This window comes from Streptomyces sp. NPDC046900, from assembly GCF_040644975.1.
Lineage (GTDB): Bacteria > Actinomycetota > Actinomycetes > Streptomycetales > Streptomycetaceae > Streptomyces.
Genome location: NZ_JBEYXD010000052.1, coordinates 40,614 through 62,897, shown reverse-complemented (window position 1 = coordinate 62,897; position 22,284 = coordinate 40,614). Strand labels below are relative to the sequence as shown.

Genomic DNA, 22,284 nt, shown 5'->3' with positions numbered 1-22,284 from the left:
GCCTGGACCACTTCGAAGGCCGCTCCTGGAACGGCTGGCACCACCACGCCACCCTGGTCACCGCCGCCCATGCCTTCCTCACCGAGCAGCGGCTGACCCCAAAAGCCGATACAGCGAACTCACCCTCTACCAGATCCTCGACGCCATCCAGGACCTCCTGAACTGCTGGACCGGCACCTGCACCACCTGCCACCAGCCTCTTCCCAACAAGACGGCACCAAGATCAAGACAGACCTAACGGAGTCCTACTAGTAGGGCTTGGTCAGGTCTGTATTGGTGCTGGTATGTCGCGGTGGCAGGTCGGGCAGGCGCCGGTCCAGGCCGCGAGTAGTGTCTGTAGCTCGCGGACGACCTGGTAGAGGCTCAGGCCGGCGCCGCGTCTTTTGGGGCCCGGGCCAGTCGTTGCAGCGTGCAGAATGCATGCGCGACAGAGACAAGGGTGACGTGGTGGTGCCAGCCGCCCCAGGTTCGGCCCTCGAAGTGGGCCAGGCCCAGGGCCTGCTTCATCTCCCGGTAGTCGTGCTCGATGCGCCAGCGGCGCTTGGCGAGCCGGACCAGCGTGGTCAGGAGCATGCCGGAGGGCAGGTCGGACAGCCAGTACTGCACCGGCTCGCTCTCGCCGGCAGGCCATTCGGCCAACAGCCAGCACTCCGGCAGCTCCGGGCCGTCAGTGGCCTGCTGGACCTCGCGTCCGGCTGGCCGGATGCGCAAGGCCACGAAGCGGGAGTACATCCGCTTGCGGCCGGAGCGGCCGGTGCCGGGCCGGGAGCCTTCACGCCACTGCACCGGCCGAGCTGCCTTCCGGCCTGCCGCGATGACCAGTTCCTTCACCGACCGTGGCTTGTCGGGATACTTGGCCACCGGCGGGCGTCCGGTCCCGGAGTACGGCTCGGCCACCGGCACCGCGTCGGCGGACTGAGCTGAGAGCGTGTTGGAGATTCCCACGACGTAGTTCAGGCCGCGGGCCTGCAGTCCGTGCCGGAACGCGGCGGCGTCGCCGTATCCGGCGTCCGCGATGGCCAGCGGTACCTCGATGCCCCAGGAGCGGGTCTCGTCGAGCATGTCCAGGGCCAGCTGCCACTTCTCCACATGCCCGACGTCGTCCGGGATCTGGCAGGCGGCACGTCGGGTGACCTTGCCCGGATCGGCCTTCGCAGACGCGGGATCCCACGTCTGGGGCAGGAACAGCCGCCAGTTGACCGCCGCGGAGGCGTGGTCGGACGCGAGGTGGAGCGAGACGCCGACCTGGCAATTGGTGACCTTGCCGGCCGTGCCGGTGTACTGCCGCGACACGCAGGCTGAGGAGGTCCCGTCCTTCAGAAACCCGGTGTCGTCGAAGACCAGGGCCTGCGGCCCGATCACTGCCTCCATCCGCCAGGCCAGTTTCGCCCGGATGTGGGCCGGGTCCCACGGGCTGGTGGTGATGAAATGAGCCAGTGCCTGCCGGTTCCCGTCCTCACCGAGCCGCGCGGCCATCGGCTCGACCGACTTACGCTGCCCGTCGGTAAGCAGCCCCCGCAGATAGACCTGGCCCTGCCCCAGCGGCGCTGGTCATTGCGCGCGAACGGCTCGAACACGTCGGCCGCGAACTCCTCCAACTCACCACGTACTGCAGTCATCTCGTCCGGAGTCACACTCTCCCAACGCCACACCGGGCCCGGAGGACACGCACCACCACAGCCGACCTGACCAAGCCCTACTAGGCGCGGTGGTGCTGTTCTGACCGGCCTCACGACGGGGGCCGGGAGACAGGGAATCCCGGGAGGGTCACCGGCGCCCCGGCCTCCACTCGGCCAGCGGATCGAATCCGAGCAACTCGATCTTGTGCTGCCTCGTTGACTCCTTCGGTTCGTACGCCAGGTAGGGCGGGTGCGGAAGCGCCAGTCGTGCCGCTGGCGGATTGTCCATGTACTCGGCCTTCGGGCAGCCAGCGACGTGCGGACACTCCTCCACGGTCCGGTTGCAGAACTTGCACAGGAGGCCGCGCACCATGCCCGTGGAGTAGTCGTGATCCACCATCGCCCCGGGCAGGGCGCCGCACAGGTGGCAGTCCGGCCCGAGGGGGTCAACCAGCACCGCCCGCAGCCGCCGAACGGCGGACGTCTTGGCCGAGGGCGGCGGCCAGTAGTGGAAGACGCCGTAAGACCCGTGCTGGCAGCGCTGTACCGGCGCCACCGACGAAGGGGGTACGCCCTCGGGCGAGGCCTGCACGAACCAACTGTGCATTAGGGAGTCGTGCGTCCCGCCGGCGCGGTAGCCATAGACCAGCCCTCCGGCGATCTCCGTCCACCCGCACCACTGCTCGTGCTCCCAACCTTGCCTTGTACGGCGCTTGGCGCAGATCATCCGGTCATCGCTCATCAGGTGGTACCGGCCGTCCGCGCCCAGTACCGCTACCCGGGGCAAGGATGGCTTGGAAACTCCGGACAGGTGGCACGGCGTCCCAGCCCGTTCCCGAACCATCTCCTCGATCCGGTCCACGCCGAAGTGGGCGTATTCCCACAGCTGCTTTGCCCGACGGTACGGGGGGAGGTCATTCAGAGTCGGCATGGCCGGCATCGTGCCGTACGGCACTGACAACGGGATCCGATGGCCCTGGTCTGACCCACTACGGAGGCATGGGGACGCCTCAGTCGTCGGCTGGTGGCTCAGTGGGCGACTCATGCCCGAGGATCAGAGTCCGGATTCTCTCCGCATCTGCGGACCGGAAATACCCCCTCTCGTTCGAGAACTCGTCCAGCTGCTGGAGCAAGTTCGCAAGGGCTGCTCCGCTGAGATTGCGATTGGCGTGAGCCGCCGCCCGTTCGAGCCTGCTCCAACGGGCGGCGTCAGCAAAGAGATTCAAGTCCGGCTTCTGTGGGGGCTCAGGCATGTTCGCAAGCTCTTCGGTTGTGGCCGCTCTCGGTTGGAACGTCCGAAGAACTGTCAACGGCGTCTCAGACTGCGTTGTGCTGACCAGCACGCGGGTTTCCCACACAGCGCCCACCGGAACGACCACGTTTTCGCCTGGGGCGTCAAACGCGAGACCAGCAAGGAGCCACTGGGCGGTGCCGGCGCACTACACGTGATCACCAATGCGCTGGGCCTTAATGTCGTGCACCGAGCTGCACTTGACGCTCGGTGCGGACAACCACCAGTTTGCACGGACCGCTTCGACATCGTCAGCACCGAGACCATTCAGATCGAACTCACCCGTGCGCGATGCCGCAACCGCGAAGGGCGGAGGTTCGTGCCCTGGTCGACGATGGCCGTATGTCCTGAATGCCTCCTGGGCCACAACCGTCAAGGCTTCGGTTGTGCGCAGAGCTGCCTCTGCCGCGATGCTGTCGACGTCCTCAGGCGTAGCAAACTCATTGACGACCTCGGTGAGAGAGGTGAGGTGAATGAACCTGCCGTCGAGCCCCGTGAGGTCTTCGTCCATGGGATACACGTACGCGGCGGCCAGGCCCCCAACCGTGCCCATTACTGCACGTGGTGGACACTGGGCAGAACACCACGTGCGGGGAGAGGCAGGATGGATGGCCTGGGACGGCGGGCTCAGCGGACTCGACGAGTCGCAACTCAACCGCGTCTTCCTGCACCCTGCCTACGATGCCATGATCTTGCGGTATCCGCTCATTTCGCACGCGACACTCAGCGTTGAGGAATTCCTTTCCGCAGCCCCGTCCGCGGGAAGCTAGTACGCGAGACATCAGCGCGTCGAGCAGGTTCCGTCGGGCAGTCACACCAGGATCGGGTGTCGAAAGAACCAATGGTGCGACGGGCGTCGGTCACTGGTCTCGTATCGAACGTCGATAACCGCGAGTCACCGTCCGAAGGATGGACCGCCGCGCGAAAGCCTACCTTCCGGCATGCGCCTGCATGCGATCACTACACCACGTACAAAACGTCTGTCACCTCAGCGGTCCTACGGTTTAACTGCTGGCGGATGCACGTCAGCGCACCTTCAGACGTAAAGGGCCGTGACAGGACATGATTCCCACCCGTGCTTTCTGGCTCGCCGGCCGCGCGGCCAGTGGTGAGACGACCTTGGCTATTAGCTCCCCCTGGACCGGGCAGCTCATCGGAAAGGTCAGTGTTCCCACCGACGAGCAGGTCGAGGAGGCGGTGGCGTCGGCATACGCCGTTCGCGATGAGTTCGCGGCTACGCCGGCATATGTGCGTGCCGCCGCGCTCGACCACGTGAGCAAGCGCCTCGTGGAGCGCAGCGAGGAGATCGCGCAGCTCATATCCGCGGAGAACGGAAAGCCGATCAAATGGGCTCGCGGCGAGGTCGGCCGTGCGGTGTCCGTGTTCAGGTTCGCCGCGGAGGAAGCGCGCCGCTTCAACAGTGGCGAGGCTCAGCGGCTGGACACTGACGCCGGCGGCCAGGGCCGGCTCGCGCTCACCCGCCGCTTCCCGAAGGGCGTTGTGCTGGGGATCACGCCGTTCAACTTCCCGCTGAACCAATGTGCCCACAAAGTCGCCCCGGCTATCGCGGCCGGCGCCCCGATCATCCTGAAGCCGGCGCCCAATACTCCGCTCTCGGGCCTGATCATCGGTGACCTGCTTGCCGAGACCGAACTGCCGGCCGGTTCATGGAGCATCCTTCCCGTCGCCAATGACCGGATGCCGGGGCTGGTGCAGGACGAGCGCCTGCCGGTCATCTCGTTCACCGGCTCCGAGAGGGTCGGGTACGCCATCATGGACTCGGTCCCCAGGAAGCACTGCACACTGGAGCTCGGCGGGAACGGCGCGGCCGTGGTGCTGGCCGACTTTGCGAGCGACGAGGATCTTGACTGGGCCGCCAAGCGTATCGCTGTGTTCTCCAACTATCAGGGCGGGCAGTCCTGTATCTCCGTGCAGCGTGTCATAGCCGACGCCGCGGTGTACGACCGACTGCTGCCGCTTATCGTCGCAGCCGTCGAGTCTCAGGTCACCGGCGACCCCTCGGATGACCGAACCGATGTGGGTCCGCTTGTCAGTGAGGACGCAGCATGCCGCGTCGAGTCGTGGGTCGACGAAGCCGTCGGTTCCGGGGCCACGCTGTATACGGGCGGCAAGCGGGAGGGCGCCTCGTACGCGCCTACGGTCCTCGCGGATGTTCCGGCAGACACGACCCTGGCCTGCGAGGAGGTCTTCGGGCCAGTTCTCACGGTGCTCAAGGTGTCCGGTGAGGCCGAGGCTTTCGCGGCCGTGAACGACTCCAAGTACGGGCTGCAGGCAGGCGTGTTCACACGCGACCTGCAGGCTGCCTTCCGAGCGCATCGGGCTCTGGAGGTCGGCGGAGTCGTGATCGGCGACGTGCCCTCCTATCGCGCCGACCAGATGCCCTACGGCGGGGTCAAGCAGTCCGGTGTCGGCCGCGAAGGAGTGAAGTTCGCCATGATGGATTACACCTACGAGCGCGTGCTGGTCCTCACTGACCTTGCGCTGTAGTAGCAAGACCCTCCCGTCGGATGCCGTGCTGCGCGCTGGCCGCCGGTCGTGGAGGGCAGGCCGGCGTCGGACCCGAACCCGCCGTCGCCGGCCGCCGTGCAGATCCGGCTGGGCAGCTCGACATCCTCTGGTCCGGTTCAGCGGGCTACGGGCTGAAGGAGCTGCAGCAGGGCAGGCCACGGCACACGACGTCGACAACCATGGCTTCCCTGCTGCTCGTTCTGCCTTCGCACGCGTCCCGTTCGGTGCGGGTTCGCCGTCAAGTCCCTTTGGCGGGTGGCGCCCGCCTTCCTGGTGCTGTGGCTGCTCGGGTTCGTCACGCTCTGCACGGGCGTGGGCGACGGCCGCGGACGAGGGTAGCGGTGGTGATCTGACTCGCACGGCACCATAGGAGGGGGGTCCGGCCGCTAACGACCGGGCCCCCCTCGTGTTGCTTACGCCGGTGCCGGCGCTCAGAAGCAGGCGTCTTTTCCATGGGCGCGGCGGCGGACTGCCAGCCGTCACCATGGGCAAGAGCGTCGGTGACGGGTCCTTCCCGCAGCGGCGGAGGGGCTCGGGGTGATTCGTGCCTTGTGGGGCCCTGCCGGGGGAAGGCCTCGTGTCTTCTGCCGCTTCCGCCGGCTGTATGGCTTCGGTCAGATCTGGTTGAGTCCGCCATCTACGAACAGCTCGGATCCGGTGACGAAGCTGCTCTCATTGCTGGCGAGGAACAGTGCGGCAGCTGCGGCCTCGTCCGGGTGCCCCATCCGGCCCAGCGGAATCTGGCTGGCAAAGACGTCCCTCATCTTCGCGGCCTGGTCGGCGTCCGCGGCCAGGCCGGTGATGCCCGGGGTGACGATCGGGCCGGGCACCAGGGTGTTCACTCGGATCGCGCGGCCGCTGAGTTCGTTGGCCCAGGTGCGGGAGAAGGAACGGACCGCGGCCTTGGACGCGGCGTACACGCCGAAGGCGGCGCCGCCTGAGGTGGCGGCAGTCGATCCGGTCAGGATCACCGAGGCGCCGTCATTGAACAGCGGAATGGCCTTCTGAACGGTGAAGAGCATGCCTCGCACGTTGATGTCGAAGGTGGCGTCGAAGTGCTCCTCGGTGACCTGCTGAAGAGCGGCGAACTCACCGCCGCCCGCGTTGGCGAACAGTACGTCGATGGACCGGCCTTGCTCGGCGACAGCCGCGTAGAGGCGGTCGATGTCCGCGAGGTTCGCGACGTCGCCCCGGACAGCGGTGGCTTCCCCACCGATCTCGACCAGCGCGGCGTCGAGAGCCTCCTGCCGGCGGCCCGTGATGAACACGTGCGCGCCCTCACGTGCGAATCGCTTGGCGGTGGCCAGTCCGATTCCGCTGTTGCCTCCGGTGACGACTGCCGTCTTCCCGTCAAGCTGTCCCATGATCGTTTACCCCTGTCCGGTGCGAACGCCAGAAGACGTGCACCAAGTCACTGCGGCATTACAAGCCCGAACCGGACGGTCCCGGGCCCAGTTATGGACTGTACGGTAAAGAACCGCGTTATGGACCGCACGGACAAAAACGTGACTTCATCCACATCTCCGAGCAGCGGCAGGCTGGCCGACGCCGGCCCGTCCGCGAGGGGCGCCGCGAAAGGCTCCGACCGGGAGCCATGCATCACGCACCCCCGCCATCGCGCGGCCTGCCGCCCTGTGCGGCGATCACGGAGAGACCGCCCGGCCCTCCCGTGCTCCGTACGGCCGGGACGGCACCTCATAATCTGGACCGATAGGTCAAGAACAACGTATGCTGTCGAACATGGGACGACCGCGGAATTTCGACGAGAACCAGGTACTGAAATCTGCGCGCGAGCAGTTCTGGAATCAGGGCTACGCGGCTACGTCACTGCAGGACCTGACGGACGCCACGGGACTGGGCAAGGGCAGCCTGTACGGGGCCTTCGGCGACAAGCGGCAGCTGTTCTTGCACGTGCTGGACGGCTACCGCGACGAACAGCTGAACGGCGTCCGGGCGGTCCTCACCGGGCCCGGTACGGCCTTCGAACGCCTGACCCTGCTGGTCGAGGGGGTGGCCAAGGGATTTACGGAGGACCCGCAGCGGCGCGGCTGTCTTCTGGTCAACAGCACGTCCGAGCTGCACAGCAATGATCCGGATGTCGTCTCCCGGGCCCGGACCAGCTATCAAGCGGTCGAAGATCTTCTGATCGCCTGCGTGAAGGAAGCCCAGGACGAGGGGACGGTCGAACCGAGCGCGGACGCCCAGGAGCTCGGGCGACTGCTCCTTGCCGTCATGCAGGGCCTCGAGTTTCTCGCGAAGACCGACATGGACGGCTCAGCTCTGCTGCAGATAAGCCAGGCCGCCCTCAAGCAGCTGTCCCGGCCCTGACTATCCTGCGGGCCGGCACCTTTCCCAGGTGATGTGCCGACAGGCAGGGATCTGGGTGGGCCTGCTTGAGTCGGCGTGCGAGCGTCCGGCGCACCTGCCCTCCGAACACCCCCACGAGTGGCCCGGGCGCCCGCTCCAGCGCGGTTGACAGCCTGCCCCTTTCACCATGCCCTTCAGCAGGCTCTCCGGCCGTGCCTCTGCGCCTCAACGCGGGCCGGACGACGCTCTGGCAGCCGACGGCGCCGGACCATTGTCCACGGGCCCTGGGAGCGAGGTCTCCAGCTCCCCTAGTCCGCGCAGGACTTCGTTCGCGCCTCTCTTCCGCATGCTGGCGGCGAGCCGTCAACTGGTGCAATGATCCACTGACTTCACAATGCACCTGAAGAGGACATACGTTCTTGACTGTGCGGTCCATAAGGCCTACCTTTGAGCTGCGGCCCGCGGATTCGCTACTGCAAGTGGACGTCGGGTCGGCGGCTGACGGGCACAGCCTGTTCCAGTGCACGGCAGAGAGAAGCCGGGCGGGACTGCGCGAGGGTCTCGCGTGCCCCACCGCAAACGACTGCACACGCCCAACGAAAAGTGATCACCATGACCACCGCTGCCCAGCCGCCCTTCGCCTACAGCCTTCACAACGTGACGATTACCGTCAGTGACCTCGACGCGTCGATCCAGTGGTGGAACCGGGTGTTCGGCCTCACCCTGCTGGCGAAGTCCCGCTTCGACGCCATCGGAGCCGACGTCGCCTTCCTGGAGGGCCCCGGGTTCCGGCTCGAACTCCTTCAGCCCGCAGGCGGTGTGCGGATCCCCGAACTGACGGCAGAGCCCCCCGCCCACATCCGCCCGATCGGCAACAAGGCCCTGGTCTTCCGCGTCGAGGACCTCGCCAGCGTGACCCGCACCTTCCGTGACCTGGGCGTGACGACCGTCTGGGAGCAGATGGACCTCGGCGACGGCAGCATCTCGACCGCGATCCGTGACAACGACGGAAATCTCATCAACGCCTTCCAGCAGGGCGCAAGCCCGATCGGCTGACACGGCGAACCGATCGCGCTCCGTCCATCCATGCGGCACAGGACCGGACGCGCACTGTGGAGACGGCGCGCGATCGCCCTGGCCGCCGAGCCAGGTTCAGCCGCTCCGAACGCGGCTGTCCGGGACGCGGTTAGGGAGCGCCTCCGGGCCGATGCCTGACAGGCGGGGAAGTGGCCCGTCTCGTACGGTGGTCCATACGATGCTGCGGGCGCTTGCACGGTCAGGAGAAGCCACGGGTTACACCACCCGAGTGAACTCCCGGGCACGGTCACCCACCCGCCCTGAACATCACCGCTGGCGGCGGGCGGCAGTCTGATACTCACCCGTCGTACTACTCGTTCTGTCGACGCGGAGGACAGACTATGGGATCCGACATTGACGTGCTGGTCGTCGGTGCTGGTCCAGCAGGGTTGCTACTCGCAGGTGACCTGGCCGAGGCCGGAGTGCGCTGCACCGTCGTGGAACGGCGAGAAGGGGAATCCCAGCTAACCCGCGCATTCGCCGTCCACGCCCGAACGATGGAACAACTCGACGCCCGCGGCCTGGCCGACGACCTGCTGCTGACCGGCCTGCGCAACCCGATCCTGCAATTCCTTCGGATCGATCTCTCGCACCTGCCGACCCGATACCCCCACGTACTCGTGACGCCCCAGTACAACACCGAGCGACTACTCCTGGCCCGCGCCCTGACACACGGCGTGAACATCATGCGGGCCCACGAAGTGACCGGTCTCCAGCAAGACCCCACCGGTGTCGACGTCACCGTGAAGACACCAGCCGGCACTGAACACAGCCTGCGCGCAGACTACGTAGTCGGCGCAGACGGACGGAACAGCTGCGTGCGCCAGTCCCTCGGCCTCCCGTTCCCCGGCCGCTCCGCCGTCCGCTCCATGATGCTCGCAGACGTCCGCATGGCCGACCCGCCGAAGAAGCCGCCCACCGTGGCAGCGATCGGAGACGCCTTCGCCATCGTCGTCCCATTCGGCGACGGCTGGTTCAGGGTCATGGCATGGAATCGCCACCACCCCATGCCCGACGACGCATCGGTCGATCTGGAAGAAATCAAAGACGTCGCCCGCCAGGCGCTCGGCAGCGACTTCGGCATGCACGACCCCCGCTGGCTCTCCCGATTCCACAGCGACGAACGCCAGTCCCCCCGCTACCGGGTAGGCCGGGTGTTCCTCGTCGGCGACGCCGCCCACGTCCACTCCCCCGCCGGCGGCATGGGCCTCAACACCAGCATCCAGGACTCCGCAAACCTGAGCTGGAAACTCGCGGCCGTTCAGCGCGGACGCGCACCCGAGGCCCTGCTCGAGAGCTACCAGAACGAACGGCACCCGGTAGGACACCGGGTCCTGCGGATGAGCGGCGCACTGCTCCGCGGCGTCCTCACCACACCACGGGCACTGTGCGGCCTCCGTGACCTCTCAGCGCGTACGGTGCTGCAAACCCCACCAGTGGCCCGACGACTGGCCAAGGCAATCTCGGGAATCGACATCTCCTACGCCGCACCGGCCGGCGCACACCCCCTCGTCGGCAAGCGGGCACCTGACATCCCCCTCACCGACGGACGCAGACTCTACGAAGCCCTCCGCAAGCGACGGTTCATCCTTGTCACCCCGGCCGACACCGAACGCCTCCCCTCACTCATCACAGAGTGGGCCGGCGAGGTCGAGATCGTGTCACCCAAGGGGGCCACCAAGAAAAGCGTTCTGGTCAGACCAGACGCCTATATCGCGTGGGCCATCTCGGACGAGTCGCCTGAACGTCGCATCGACGCCGCCCGCCAAGCACTGACCGAATGGTGCGGGGTAGCCGGGTCTGGCGGGCAGTGACCGGCAGGCCAGAGCGCCAGCCGATGGTCTGAATTAGAGCTCGATGTAGGCGATAACGACGACCGTTATCTCGGGTCTATGTGGCCTAGTTGCAGCTCAGGGCTTCGCTGCTGTGTGAGGGACGTTAGCGACGGTCCCGCTTCAAATAGGGTGACGGTGTGTCTCAGAGTCCTGATCAGCCGCTTCTGCCGTATCGTCATCAAGTTGGCAGCCTTCGTGACTTCCTCCATGGAAGGACATACTCGGCCGCCTCAGTCACCATCAGACTCGACGGTGCACCGTCTCATGCTGCGGGCTCGCCTCTGGATGACGTGAGCAAGGTCTCGAATGCCCTGTATGAGGTTGTCGACGGTCTTGCCAGGCGAGTGCTGGACGCGGTTTTTTCCGGGCAGTCGAACGCTGAGGCGCGTGACGCATGGGTCGCGCTCTTGCTGATCGCCCAGAACTGGCGGGACTCACCTGATCTGCCGGCAGACCTGAAGACCATGGTTGATGAGGCCCTTCCACTCTGATAGGCGGTGGTAACGGGGTGGATCGTCACCAGCCGAACTCGTCAGGTCACGGCTTCTGGTGTCCAGCTGCGCGGAGTCTGGCAGCGGCTTCAGCGGGTGTGTCGTAGTAGCCGGGTCGAGCCAGGAGGACCGAGCTGAAGTGATAGCCCTGTTCTTCGTCGGGTTCGTCGTCCGCTTCGAAGGGGCGCCAGAAGCTGAGAAGAAGGTCTGGTGCGATGAAGGAGGCCGGGTCGTCCTCGGCCTCGGTGATCGTGGCGAGCCCTCGCAGCAGGGTGACCACAGCCGCAGCGGGAGCTGCCGCAAGGCGGTGGCCAGAACCGTCTTGTGGTCGGCGACGTCGTTGGCGGCCGCGTTGCCGGGCCGCAGCAGCATCGCCACGCACTCGCGGGTGTTGGCCACCCACGCCCCCAGCGGGTGATGCCCCCAGGTGCCCTTGAACGTGCCCGCCGCCCCTTCTTTCCGGCTGGTGCAGGCCACGACGGTGGCGTCGAGATCAAGGACGTACCAGCCGGTCAGCTGCCGGCCGCACACCGAGATCCAGGGAAAGCCGGCGGCCCGCAGGGCCAGCCAGGTCCACACCAGGCGGCGTATCACGGCGCGGACCCGCTCGACGCGCGCCGCGACCGGGCCGTCGATCGCCTCCAGGGCGCGTCGCAACGTGCGGTCCGGGACTGGTTTCGGAAACAACGCCCGCCACTGGTACTGCAGTTGCACGGCTCCCAGAACGCTCGTCGCGCCGAGAGCGATCGCGCAGGCCAGCTGAACCAGCACCATGCCCCGGTCCCGCCAGCCCGGGCCGGCACCCCCCGGAAGCGCGGCGGCCAGAGCACGGGTCAGCCCCACACGGTCGGCGACCTTCCTCAGCAGCACCACCCCTCATGTCCGACGAGACGCTTGCCGCCGGCCCGCACACCGAGCCGGTGATCCCTTTCGGTAGCCTGCACCTGTTGGGTGTCTCTTCCTCGCGACGTTCTTGATCTAGGCAATCCAGATCATCGCAGGTGGGAGACACCCTTCCTCTGTCGGGGCATCAGATCGCTTTCATAGCCGAATACATGAGGTCAGAGCATCCGCCGCGCGCTGCGCCGCGTGCAGGGCCTCAAGGCACCTGACTGGCCCGGCGACCACACCACTGAGATCGCCGCGCTCGTCGCTCCTCCGTGGCAGCTGAGCTGCCCGTCCGACAGTAGCCGCGAGGAGGACTGGCGGCTGGAGCGTCACGTCGCCGAGCGCGTCATCCGGCAATTGCGGGCCGTCGGCGACGTGCTGGCCTGGCGGGTCTACAACTACGACCGGCGCGCGATCGTCGCCCTCTCACGCAACGACCCGTCGGGCCCGTTCGTCGGCAAGGAGGGCCTGGACTACGAGCTGGGCAAGGTCATCGAGATCAAAAGCAAAGAGGGGAACTTCGCCCTTCTGCACGACCTCACCTCCGTACTGCGCGTCCTAGATGTGACCGAGCTCAGGCCCGACGGCAGCCGCATGCTCCGGGAGGTGAAGTCCAGTACGACAGCGAGTGCTACGACGAAGGCACGCCGGCAACTCAAGCAGGCGGAGCGGCTCCTGGATGCCATCGACGGGTCTCAACCGTTGCCGGGGAACGAAGCCACCCAGTTGTGGCGGTCGAGGACACAACTGCGCACCCACGTCCGCGACGTCAGCCCACTGCTCGACCGAGCAGAGAAAGACGGCTACGCCGCGGCGCGCATCAGCGACCGCGTCATCAGCGTTCTGCACCTGCTCACCGCGGCGCGTGACGCCCACCCCGAGGCGAAATGAGCCGTTTATGCCAGCCAACGCAACCGACTTCTGGAACAGCATCAGGGCGTCGAACGCCTCCACCACCTCCAGGCCACCAGCACCGACACCACCGCCCGCGACCCGGCTACGGCCCCCTGGGGCATCTATCCCCTGCCTGCCCGTCACCGGGCGGCCCTGATCTGCGACTACCTGATCATCCAGACCTTCGCGCTCGCCGACGGCCTCGCTGAACGCTTCCAGCGTCGAGGCCTTCATGCCCAGGTCCTCCTCCCCGAACAGGACGGCACATTCGACACCAGTACGGACGTGCTGCGCGTCGCTGGCCCCAGACGGGGCATGGTCGTCCACGGCAACGCCGTCTACCAGCTGCTCATGGAGTTCGTCCGTACAGACCGCTTCATCCCCGCCCTCAGCGAAGCACTCGAACTGCCCCACCCGCCTCAACACACGCTGCACACCTACAGCAACGAAAAGGCAGCCTGGAGCTGAGGCACAAGTCCACGCGGCACACACCGTCGCCCGGCTGGCGCGGGCCGTTGATCACGGTAATTCCGTAGTGCCCGTATGGCAGTTTCTTTCTGCGCTAGAGGCTGGCCAGCGCCCACGCAGGTTCCCTTGAATCCGGACAGGCCCACGAGTCGGCGGTCAAGTCTCGGGTGTTTCCCGGTGTGCGCCGTCCAGGGTGAGGCGGATCCGCGCCAGGGCCTCGGCGAGTTCCACGGTGTCCTCGTCGTCTGGGCCGTAGACCACGCACATGTCGTCGTGGAGCGGTTCGAGCATCCGCCGGGCCTCGACGAGTCGTCCCTCGGACAGTTCCAGGAATCCGATGGCGCGGCGCAGTTCTATCGCCTCGTCGCAGGCGTCGCTGTCCACGGCCCGCACCTGGCGGAGGACGGCTTCGAACTCGTGCAGGGCTAGCGTGACCTGGCCCAGTTCGGCACGGCAGTGCGCGGCCGGGGCGCGGCAGGAACGCGCCTTGTCGCTCGTGGGTCCGGCGGTAGTCGCCGCCGAGAAATCGGACCGCGGCAGTCCCCTTGCTACCTCCAAGGTCCTTGTGTGAACGACTCTGTTGCCGTCATCCTCTGCCGTCAGGATCCGCAAAGCACCGGCACTGGTGTTGTTAACGCTGAGCGCGAGGCCGCGCAGATGGTCCAGCACAGTTGCCAGGTAGAGGACGCGCCCGTCCCCGACCGGCAGGTACTGGCTGGGCAAACGATCGAGTGAGCCTCGGGTCAACCTGGACCGATCATGCGGTCTCGAAGAAGTCTTCGTCAGTCTCCACTACTCGCGTGAGCGCAGCACAACCCGCGTACTCAGGCCGGCGGTGAGGAGTGCTGCCAATTCGGCGGCGTACTCGTCGACGACCACGCCACGGGAGATGTCCTCCTGGGCGCGGCGGTTCTTCCCGATCCATCGCTCAGGTATCCAGCGGCTGATGGCGGAGCGTCGATGCACGGGACTCCTCCCCTTGAAGTGTCACAGAATGTTGCCGAGCTGCGCGGTGACCTGACTCGGACGGCTCCGGCCGACGGCCATCACCCCCGATCGAGGGTCTTGCGCAGTCAGCTGGTGCGAGCGGTTGCGTGGCCAAATGCGTGGCTTCGGAGAATGTCATCCATGCAGCTCAGGAGCTTGTTCAGTGCTGCTGCAGGACGAGCACTCGTGTTGCTTCGTCTCTGCGGGTGCCGATAAATCATCCACTCAGGCTCGGTGCCGGCGCAGGCGACCTCGTAGAGCGGGCGCGGCCCGCACGACAGGGCTCGTCCCGGAGCACCTTGCTTCGAGGGTCCTACGAGCACAGCGAAGCGCCGGCCCGGGCGCTGAGCACGCCGGACCGGCACGGCTCGGGCAAGCTCGACTGCGTGGATCCCCACGGAGACAGCGGGCGCCGGGGGCGCGGTCATCGGACCGTGCGACCGGTCCGTACGGCCGGCGGGCCGGCTCCTGGGCTCTCGCCCGGGAACCGGCCGCCGTGTTCAGCGACTGCCGTACCTCACTGGCCGAAGCCGTAGGCGAACAGGTGGTCCGTGCCGGTCGAACCCGTCACCGGCAGCGTGATCGACGCCACCTGCTTGGACGCGTCGAGGGCGACCTTCGTCGCGAAGACGTAGGTCTTCACGCCGTCCCGGCCACCGCTTCCGGTGTTCCGGTAGCCCGTTGTCACGGCCGTCGTGTCACCTGCCATCGGCTGGCTCGAACCGGCGTTGAGCGTCCAGTCCGAGAAGCCCACCGTCGCCTTGGAGGTGGAGCCGTCGGTGTAGGTGACGGTCACCGTGCCCGAGACGCCGCTGCCGTCGACCGGTGCGTTGGTCGCAGTGCCCAGCAGGCCCAGCGACGCACCCGACGTGCCGGCCGGCATCGGGATCATCTGGCCGGCCATCTCCAGGTTGTCCAGCTGACCGGACTTGATCGTCGGCCAGATGTAGGAGATGCCGTCGACCGTGACGGTGGAGCCGCTGGTGACACCCGCCGCCGTCAGCGCGTTCTGTGAGAAGGCCCAACCGCCGCCGTCGAAGCCGCCCGAGAAGCTCGCGCCGTCGGGGTAGATGCCCTCGTTGGTGTCGAACGGCCACAGCTCACCGGCCTTGGCCACGGCCACACGGAGGGTCGCTCCGCTCAGCGCCGCACCCGTGCTGTGGTCGGTCATCGCGAAGGTGACCGGGAAGGTTCCCTCGTCCGCGCCCGCCGTCACGTGGACCTTCGCCTCGGCGCTGCCCGAAGCGGGCACCTGCACCGAGCCGGACGCCGTGTCGAGCGTGACGCCGGAGGGCGCCGTCGCCGTCCAGTCGACCGTGACGGCCTTGCTGCCGAGGTTGGTCAGGTCGAGCGTGCCGTCACCCGACGTGCTCGGCTGGAGCACCAGGCCATCGCTTGAGGGCCCGGTCGCGGCCAGCACCCGGCCGCCGCCCGTGGTGTCCGACGGCGGCACCGCCGACGGGTCGGACGCCCAGGACTTGTTGGGCGTGGTGCCGAGCGTGAAGTCGACGGTGCCCGCACCCTTGAACTGCTGGAACGTCAGCCAGGAGGTCTTCCACTCCTTGCCCTTGACGTCGAGCGACTGCACGTACGGCGCGTCCTTGACGGCCTGCGGCGCGTTGATCTGCACGGTCTTGCCGTTGCCGAAGGTCACCTTGGCCACCGGGAACACCGGGCTGCCCAGCACCAGGGTGTCCGCGCCCGGAATCTCCGGGTACATGCCGAGCTCGGACCAGACGTACCAGGAGCTCATCGCGCCGAGGTCGTCGTTGCCGAACGAGCCGACCGGAGCGTTGAAGTACAGGTCCTGCTGGGCCTCGCGGACGGCCGCCTGGGCCTTCCACGGCTCGCCCGTGTAGTCGTACTCCCAGGGGATCTCCACGCTGGGCTCGTTGCTGAGGTCGGCGTTGGTGTTGCCCGGGTGCGTGATGTTGTCGAGCAGGCTGTCCAGGTAGGACGAGTACGTCTTGGCACCGTCGCGGGCCTGGATGAGCTGTTGCAGGTTGAACGGGACCATCGGCGTGTACTGGGCCGACGTGCCCTCCACGAAGCCGTTGGAGGTACCCGGGGTGAAGCCGCCGACGAACTGGCCGTCCTTGTTCTTGGCCTGCATGTATCCGGTCTGCGGGTTGAAGACGTTCATCCAGTCCTGGGCGCGGGTGACGAACTTCGTGTAGACGGCCGTCTTACCCAGGGACTTCGCGAAGGACGCGAGGGCGTAGTCGGCGGAGTCGTACTCCAGCTGGGTGGAGACCGGGCCGTAGAAGTTGCAGCAGTTGTAGTCGTTCTCGTCCAGCGGCAGGTAGCCCTTGGCGTCGCGCACCGACTCGCCGGGGCGGTCGTTGTTCGTGACGGTGGCTTCGTGCTCCAGGGCGGCGAGCGCCTTGTCCGTGTCGAAGCTCTGAGCGCCGAAGGCGTACGCGTCAGCGATGATGCCGGCGGCCGGGTCGCCGACCATCACATAGCTCTCGCCGTTGTTCGAGGCCCACTTGGGCAGCAGACCCGTCTGGTCGTAGCCGTTGAGCATCGAGGTGACGACGTCGCTGGCGACCTTGGGCTCGACCAGGGCCATCAGCTGGGTCTGGGAGCGGTAGGTGTCCCAGCCCGAGTAGTTGGCGTACTGGGCCTGCTGGCCCTTGGCCAGCTTGTGGACCTGGTTGTCCATGCCCATGTACTGGCCGTTGCGGTCCGAGAAGACATTCGGGTGCAGCAGAGCGTGGTAGAGCGCGGTGTAGAACTGCGCCTGCTGGTCCGAGGAGCCGCCACCGACCTGGACCGTGTTCAGCACTCCGTTCCACGCGTCGTGGTTCGCCTGCTCGACGGCTCGGAAGTCCCAGTTCTTGATCTCAGTGGAGAGGTTGTCCGCTGCGTTGGCGTCACTGGTGTACGAGATGCCGACCTTCGCGGTCACCGTCGCGTTCGACGAGGTGTCGAAGGTCAGGTACATGCCGTTCGCGCCGGTGGTGGGCGGCTGGGCCGCCTTGCTCGCGGCGGACGTGTTCGAGCTCGCCTTCGGCGCGCCACTGGCGCTCGGCGCCGGGGAGGACGTGCCGGAAGCCTTGCCACCGGTCCCATGGACCGTCGGGGCCGGCTTCGCCGGAACGGTGAAGTGCTTCTCCTTCAGCGGAGCCGACTCGGAAGCCTGCGGGGCCCGCTGGACCTTGCCCGCCTTCAGCGAAGTCGCGTTGGGCGTGATGGTGCCGCCGACCCAGGTGCCGCTCTGCGTGAACGGCTGGTCGAACTTGATGTCGAAGTGCAGCGTGTACCGGTTGCCCGCACCGCAGAAGTGACCGCTGTCGATCGCCCCGGAGATCTCCTTCTTGCTCACCACCTGGACGCGGGTGCCGTCCACCTGGGTCGCACCGCCGCTGAGCTTGAACAGCAGGTTGGCCTGCCGGCCGGCGGGGAAGGTGAACGTGCCCAGCCCGGCACGGGTGGTGTCGGTGAGCTGGGTCTCGACGCCGTTCGCGTCGGTGACCCCGTAGTAGCCGATGCCCGTCTTCTCGTCGTCATGGCTGAAGCCGACGGACGTGTCGGCGAGGTTGCCCGAGAGGGCGCCGGTCACGGGGAGGATCGGCAGGTCGCCGGCGACGGGGCAGCCGGGACCCGACACGTGGGTGAGGCTATAGCCGGAGATCTTGTTGTCGTTGTATTCGTAGCCACCGCCGTCAGGGCGATTCGGCGTGGTGTCGGGACCCCACTGCACCATGCCGGCCGGCATGTCGGGGCCCGGGAAGGTGTCCACCGCACCGGATGTGCCGATAAGGGGGTTGACGAGGGACGCGGGGTCATTCACAAGGGCCGGCGGTGCCACACCGACGGCGTACGCGTCACCGGTCGCCGGGAGCGGGAGTACCGCGATGCCCAGAACGGACACCACGGCCAAGCGTGAGCTGAGTCTCTTTCGGTTACGTGGCGCACCTGAACGTCGGGGTCGGACCATCGGTTGCCTCCGCAGCAGTTCGTGCTTGGCACATGAGTGCTGACGTGCCGAAAACCGGTACGCCAACGACAGGCAACGGTGCCGGACACCCTGGAGGCCTGACAACGTTGCCATGCACGAGTGTCGAGTGAAACGCCTGCGCTCGTGACGTGTCAACGAGGCCAACATGACTTTCTGATCGCGGAGTTCACGGGCATGCGTCGCGGCGTCACGACGAGGTGTCGCGCGAGGCGCACGCTGCGCCACGGATCGCCGGCAGCGGCGGTCCCCGACTGATGCGACGTCAGGCGTCGGCGGGCCCCATCCCCAGGGCCCCGCCGGCGCGGACGGCAGAGCCGTCACTCTCCGCCGGACCCGTCGGAGCCGTCGGAGCCGTCGGAGTCCACGGCGACCCGCCGGGCCCAGCCCGGCCCCGGCCGACGAAGCCCAGCCCAGCCCCGCCCCGCCCCCATGGAGGGTCTTCGGATGATCCCAATAGATTGCATGGATCACGCACGCCGATGAGTGCGGCCCAACTCCCGGCAAGGTCAGATGAGATGACTTCCCGCCGGGCCGATCCCTGGACCACGACACGCCGCCCGTCGGAACCGACCGGCAATGACCGCAAGGGCTCTGCCGCCGCGTCGGCAGTACCTCGTACATGCGGCCCTACGTCCACGACGGTGCGACAGCGAAGCCACGCGCGCGAGTGGCTCCGCCCGGAACGGCCGCACCACCCGGGTGCCGCGCGGGGGAACCGAGGCGGGGCAGTGCGGAGTGGCGGGATCTGCGCCGACTTGGCAGCCGCAAAGAGAAGACGCTGCATTTTCCCACTGCTCAGGCGAAGCGCTCGCGGGGGTTGGTTTCCGGCTGGTTCTGGGTGGCGGCCCAGGTGGACAGGAGCCGGAGGCCGTCGGCACTGGGGCTGTCGGGAGCGGCGGTGTAGATCACGAGCGTGAGGGCGGGATCGGAGGCCAGGGACATGGTTTCGACGTTCAGTTCCATGTCTCCGACGGCCGGATGCTGGAACTTCTTTTGACCGGTGCGGTGCTGGCGGACGTTGTGGTCGGCCCAGCGCTTGCGAAAGAGCTCGCTGCGGGTGGACAGTTCCCCGATCAGGTCGGTGAGGTCCTTGTCGTAGGGGTTTCGGGTGGGTCGGCCCCGCGCGCGCCCTGACGGGCGCACCCCTGTTCGACTTTGGGGTCATCGAGCACGCCACGCGACGCATCCGGCGCCTGGGCGCAACCAGCCGATCGCGCAGCGGGATCACCCCACCGGACTGAAGGTCGTCCCTGGGCATCACCACCAGCTATGGACTACGGATCCGCAATGAGGACCACGACCCACGGTCATGGTCCTTATTGCCGACCGTCAGTGGTGGTGTCCGAGGGGCGAGTTGAGCGCTAACGATTCGGTAGGGGGTCGACGACGAACGACCCACGGGCACGCACAGTTACTACCAACCCCCTGTCCCGAAGGAGGTCCAGCGCGCGACGGACCGTACCTGGGCCGACCTTGTAGTCGTGGGTCATGGTCAGTTCTCCTGGCAGCCGGGTGCCGGGAGGGTACTCGCCTGAACGGATCTTGCGTTCGATGATCGCGGCCAGCTGTTCGTACACGTACTGCGGCGAGTCAGGGCTGATCTTGTCCACGTTTTGACCGTAGAGCGCTACTCTCCACCGCGCATTACCCATCACTACTACCAACCACTACCCATTACTACCGTCGGCACGGTAGGGTTCGAGGGAAACGAAGACGCCCGGCGGGAAGGGTGAGAGCTTCCGGCAACGGTAGCGATCACGCAACTCGACTCGATCAACGAGACAGCTGCCGAGTTGATGCAGGCCGTCGGTCGGCACCAGGGTGCATGTGGCCTCTCAGCTGGAGGCACGGAAATGCAGAGCCAGCGCCGGTGCTGCGCAGCTGAGGGGCTAAGCCGACTGCGAGGAGTCGACCCAATGACCGAGATTACCGGGCTGCGCAGGTTGCCCTGGACGTCCCCAGACGGGAAACGCCAGTACGTACGAACAGATGGATTCCTGGCAACGGTCGCCGACGCATGCGAGCACAGCATGGTAGAGGCAGTAAAAGAGGACGTCCGGCGCGCACTGGGTATCGCCCGTGACGAAGACTCCTGCCGCGCGGAGTTACGCGAAGCGATCCGATTCCTTTCGCGTGCCACCGAGGATGCGATCATGGTCGCCGAGCTCCGCGGGGAGCGCCTTCCGGCCGAGGAGCCGATGACAGACAGCACAATCAGCGAAATCCGCGAAACCTAATGAGCCCGCAACCGACTGCGTAGGCGGTAGTGGCAGATGCGGCCGCAGATCTGGCCAAGGTCATCGCGCAGCGCATCCGCACAGCCAGCCCCGACGGGGAAGACCCACCTCTACGAGCCTCTGGGCATCACCATCAGCTACGAAAACGCAGCGGGCACCACGACCGTAAGGTCGAGGTCCTCATCTGCTTATCGTCAATGGTTGTTGTGTCCGAGGGGGGAGTTGACCACTGACGATACGGTCGTGATCGCCCAAGGACGGCTCCCACCACAAGATCCTCCGGGGTGATCCCACCATCTCCTCGTGCGAACCGGTTACCTCCGCCCTGCACGACGGCTGCGACTCCCACACCAGCAGCTCACCGTGTGCGGGCTACCGCACCTGTCTCATCGCAACCCTTGTGCGAGGCGGTGTGCAAGGTGGAGCAAGTCTGCAAGGTGCAGCACCCGTCCATGGAATCCCGGGAGGGGGACATGGAGCGGCTGGGTCCAGTGGGCGGGGATGGCGTCCAGCCCGTAGTACGCCCCCGCGAGGCCTCCGGTCACCGCGGCGACAGTGTCCGTGTCACCGCCGAGGTCGATCGCCGCGCGTATCGCCTCTTCGAAGCTGGTGGTGGTGCGCAGGGCCCAGACAGCGGAGCCCAGGCAAGGCCAGACGGCACCGTTGAACTCGGTCGCCTGGTCAGGGTGCCAGTCGGGCGCGAGGATTGTGGCGTAGCGGCCGCGGTGGTCGGGGTGGACAAGAGTCAGGATGTCCGGGAGCGCGGTGAGGGGGTCGGTGTCCTCGAACGTGACGCGGATGAGTTCGTGGAAGATCGCGGTGCCTTCCCAGGCCGCGCGGTCACCATGGGTGAGGGCAGCGATGCGGCGGGCCGCGTTCATGGTGGCCTCTTGGCCGGCGGCGGCGAAGTGGACCGCGGAGGTGGCAGCCCGCATCAAGGAGCCGTTTCCCGCTGCTCGCTGGTTAACCTGGAAGTGGATCGCGGAGGCGAGGTCCCAGGGCATGCCGTTGGTCAGGACGTCTTCGGTCTGCAGGCCGATGTCCTTCGGTTCCGATGCTGCCCACCGCTGGAAGCGGGCGAAGATGTCCGGCAGATCCAGTCCGCCCCGCTCCAGCAGCGACTCCGCGACCAGAACGGCCATCTGCGTGTCGTCAGTGGCCTCGCCGGGGTCCCAGCCACCGCCTCCGCACATCTCGCCGCCGGCACCACGCTCGGGAAACCGCGCGGAGAATGCTCCCTGGGGACCGAACTCGAAGGGGCCGCCCAAGGCGTCACCCACCGCTGAGCCGACGACCGCCCCGGCGGCCCGCTGAATCCGCTTCATTTGCGCAGGTTAACTGTGCCGCGCCGACGGCCGCGCTGCCCTATTCCTTCTTCGGCTCCTCGAAGGGTCGGCGACGAACGTGTCTCGTCTTCGGAGGTGCGCCGCCTGAGACACCTCAGGTCAGACACGCGTACAGGTCACATAACGCCGTGCAGCGCCGTCACGTCCGGAAGCCGCGAGCAAGCCGAGCCCCACGAGCCCCTGGATGCGAAACCCTCAGTGACCTCATCAACGGAAACCGATATGCAGCCTGACGTGCAATCACGGCTTTTCGAGCGGCACAGCGCGGCGGCCGGAGGCGCTCGCGTCGCGTCGGTTGTCAGGGGTGATCGCTAGGGTTTCGCTCACTGATCATCGGATGATCACTGCAGC

Annotated in this window: 19 protein-coding genes and 2 pseudogenes; 9 read left to right on the top strand and 12 right to left on the bottom strand. The window is 66.9% G+C overall.

What is annotated here, in order from left to right:
- A pseudogene (locus ABZ904_RS34620) lies at positions 1–161 on the top strand (IS701 family transposase); the annotation flags it as partial.
- Between the two features lie 202 nt (positions 162–363).
- Here the strand turns inward: ABZ904_RS34620 and ABZ904_RS34615 are convergent.
- From ABZ904_RS34615 to ABZ904_RS34600, 4 genes and pseudogenes are all read right to left on the bottom strand, one after another.
- Positions 364–1,619, bottom strand: a pseudogene (locus ABZ904_RS34615) (IS701 family transposase).
- Between the two features lie 148 nt (positions 1,620–1,767).
- Entirely contained in the window at positions 1,768–2,550 is a 783-nt protein-coding gene (locus ABZ904_RS34610; RefSeq protein WP_361827870.1) for an endonuclease domain-containing protein, read from the bottom strand.
- A gap of 79 nt (positions 2,551–2,629) precedes the next feature.
- Positions 2,630–2,962, bottom strand: a complete 333-nt coding sequence (locus ABZ904_RS34605) for a hypothetical protein (RefSeq protein ID WP_361003494.1) — start codon at positions 2,960–2,962, stop codon at positions 2,630–2,632.
- Positions 2,963–3,058: 96 nt separating this feature from the next.
- On the bottom strand, positions 3,059–3,421 hold the full coding sequence (locus ABZ904_RS34600; protein WP_361827867.1) for a hypothetical protein: 363 nt from the start codon (positions 3,419–3,421) through the stop codon (positions 3,059–3,061).
- A gap of 551 nt (positions 3,422–3,972) precedes the next feature.
- Between ABZ904_RS34600 and ABZ904_RS34595 the strand changes: the two genes are divergently transcribed.
- The gene (locus ABZ904_RS34595; protein ID WP_359401116.1) at positions 3,973–5,418 is read left to right on the top strand and encodes an aldehyde dehydrogenase family protein; all 1,446 of its coding nucleotides are present in this window, start codon (positions 3,973–3,975) and stop codon (positions 5,416–5,418) included.
- 635 nt (positions 5,419–6,053) lie between these two features.
- Here the strand turns inward: ABZ904_RS34595 and ABZ904_RS34590 are convergent.
- Positions 6,054–6,803, bottom strand: coding sequence for a glucose 1-dehydrogenase (locus tag ABZ904_RS34590; protein ID WP_361003500.1), 750 nt, complete (start codon positions 6,801–6,803; stop codon positions 6,054–6,056).
- 376 nt (positions 6,804–7,179) lie between these two features.
- Here ABZ904_RS34590 and ABZ904_RS34585 point away from each other — a divergent pair, with 376 nt between their 5' ends.
- The 3 genes from ABZ904_RS34585 to ABZ904_RS34575 all read left to right on the top strand — a co-directional run bounded on the left by ABZ904_RS34585 (position 7,180) and on the right by ABZ904_RS34575 (position 10,637).
- Positions 7,180–7,767 carry a TetR/AcrR family transcriptional regulator gene (locus ABZ904_RS34585; protein ID WP_361003503.1) on the top strand — a complete coding sequence of 196 codons (588 nt, stop codon included), beginning with the start codon at positions 7,180–7,182 and terminating at the stop codon, positions 7,765–7,767.
- Between the two features lie 591 nt (positions 7,768–8,358).
- Positions 8,359–8,802: a VOC family protein gene (locus tag ABZ904_RS34580; RefSeq protein WP_361827863.1), complete on the top strand. Its 444-nt coding sequence runs from the start codon at positions 8,359–8,361 to the stop codon at positions 8,800–8,802.
- Between the two features lie 362 nt (positions 8,803–9,164).
- The gene (locus ABZ904_RS34575) at positions 9,165–10,637 is read left to right on the top strand and encodes an FAD-dependent monooxygenase (protein WP_359401128.1); all 1,473 of its coding nucleotides are present in this window, start codon (positions 9,165–9,167) and stop codon (positions 10,635–10,637) included.
- Between the two features lie 455 nt (positions 10,638–11,092).
- Here ABZ904_RS34575 and ABZ904_RS34570 read toward each other — a convergent pair whose 3' ends face one another.
- Positions 11,093–12,019, bottom strand: a complete 927-nt coding sequence (locus ABZ904_RS34570; protein ID WP_361003511.1) for a transposase — start codon at positions 12,017–12,019, stop codon at positions 11,093–11,095.
- Between the two features lie 219 nt (positions 12,020–12,238).
- On the opposite strand from ABZ904_RS34570, the gene ABZ904_RS34565 reads away from it, so the two are divergent.
- Entirely contained in the window at positions 12,239–12,928 is a 690-nt protein-coding gene (locus tag ABZ904_RS34565; RefSeq protein ID WP_361827859.1) for a hypothetical protein, read from the top strand.
- Between the two features lie 288 nt (positions 12,929–13,216).
- A complete protein-coding gene (locus ABZ904_RS34560) occupies positions 13,217–13,399 on the top strand; it encodes a hypothetical protein (RefSeq protein ID WP_361827856.1) in 183 nt (60 codons plus the stop codon).
- 156 nt (positions 13,400–13,555) lie between these two features.
- Here ABZ904_RS34560 and ABZ904_RS34555 read toward each other — a convergent pair whose 3' ends face one another.
- Positions 13,556–13,957, bottom strand: a complete 402-nt coding sequence (locus tag ABZ904_RS34555) for a hypothetical protein (RefSeq protein ID WP_361003516.1) — start codon at positions 13,955–13,957, stop codon at positions 13,556–13,558.
- Between the two features lie 9 nt (positions 13,958–13,966).
- Here ABZ904_RS34555 and ABZ904_RS34550 point away from each other — a divergent pair, with 9 nt between their 5' ends.
- Entirely contained in the window at positions 13,967–14,134 is a 168-nt protein-coding gene (locus ABZ904_RS34550) for a hypothetical protein (RefSeq protein WP_361003519.1), read from the top strand.
- Between the two features lie 57 nt (positions 14,135–14,191).
- Here the strand turns inward: ABZ904_RS34550 and ABZ904_RS34545 are convergent, their stop codons facing one another.
- The 4 genes from ABZ904_RS34545 to ABZ904_RS34530 form a co-directional block, all read right to left on the bottom strand.
- Positions 14,192–14,365, bottom strand: coding sequence for a hypothetical protein (locus ABZ904_RS34545; protein ID WP_361003522.1), 174 nt, complete (start codon positions 14,363–14,365; stop codon positions 14,192–14,194).
- 538 nt (positions 14,366–14,903) lie between these two features.
- A complete protein-coding gene (locus ABZ904_RS34540) occupies positions 14,904–18,263 on the bottom strand; it encodes a lectin (RefSeq protein ID WP_361827852.1) in 3,360 nt (1,119 codons plus the stop codon).
- Positions 18,264–19,145: 882 nt separating this feature from the next.
- Positions 19,146–19,493 carry a hypothetical protein gene (locus ABZ904_RS34535; protein WP_361827849.1) on the bottom strand — a complete coding sequence of 116 codons (348 nt, stop codon included), beginning with the start codon at positions 19,491–19,493 and terminating at the stop codon, positions 19,146–19,148.
- A 218-nt stretch (positions 19,494–19,711) separates the two neighbouring features.
- Positions 19,712–19,960 (bottom strand): GntR family transcriptional regulator, encoded by a 249-nt coding sequence (locus ABZ904_RS34530; protein ID WP_359401151.1) that lies wholly within the window; start codon positions 19,958–19,960, stop codon positions 19,712–19,714.
- Positions 19,961–20,266: 306 nt separating this feature from the next.
- Between ABZ904_RS34530 and ABZ904_RS34525 the strand changes: the two genes are divergently transcribed.
- Positions 20,267–20,587, top strand: a complete 321-nt coding sequence (locus tag ABZ904_RS34525) for a hypothetical protein (RefSeq protein WP_361827846.1) — start codon at positions 20,267–20,269, stop codon at positions 20,585–20,587.
- Between the two features lie 386 nt (positions 20,588–20,973).
- Here the strand turns inward: ABZ904_RS34525 and ABZ904_RS34520 are convergent, their stop codons facing one another.
- Positions 20,974–21,912 (bottom strand): ADP-ribosylglycohydrolase family protein, encoded by a 939-nt coding sequence (locus ABZ904_RS34520; RefSeq protein WP_361827843.1) that lies wholly within the window; start codon positions 21,910–21,912, stop codon positions 20,974–20,976.
- Positions 21,913–22,284 lie beyond the last annotated feature (372 nt).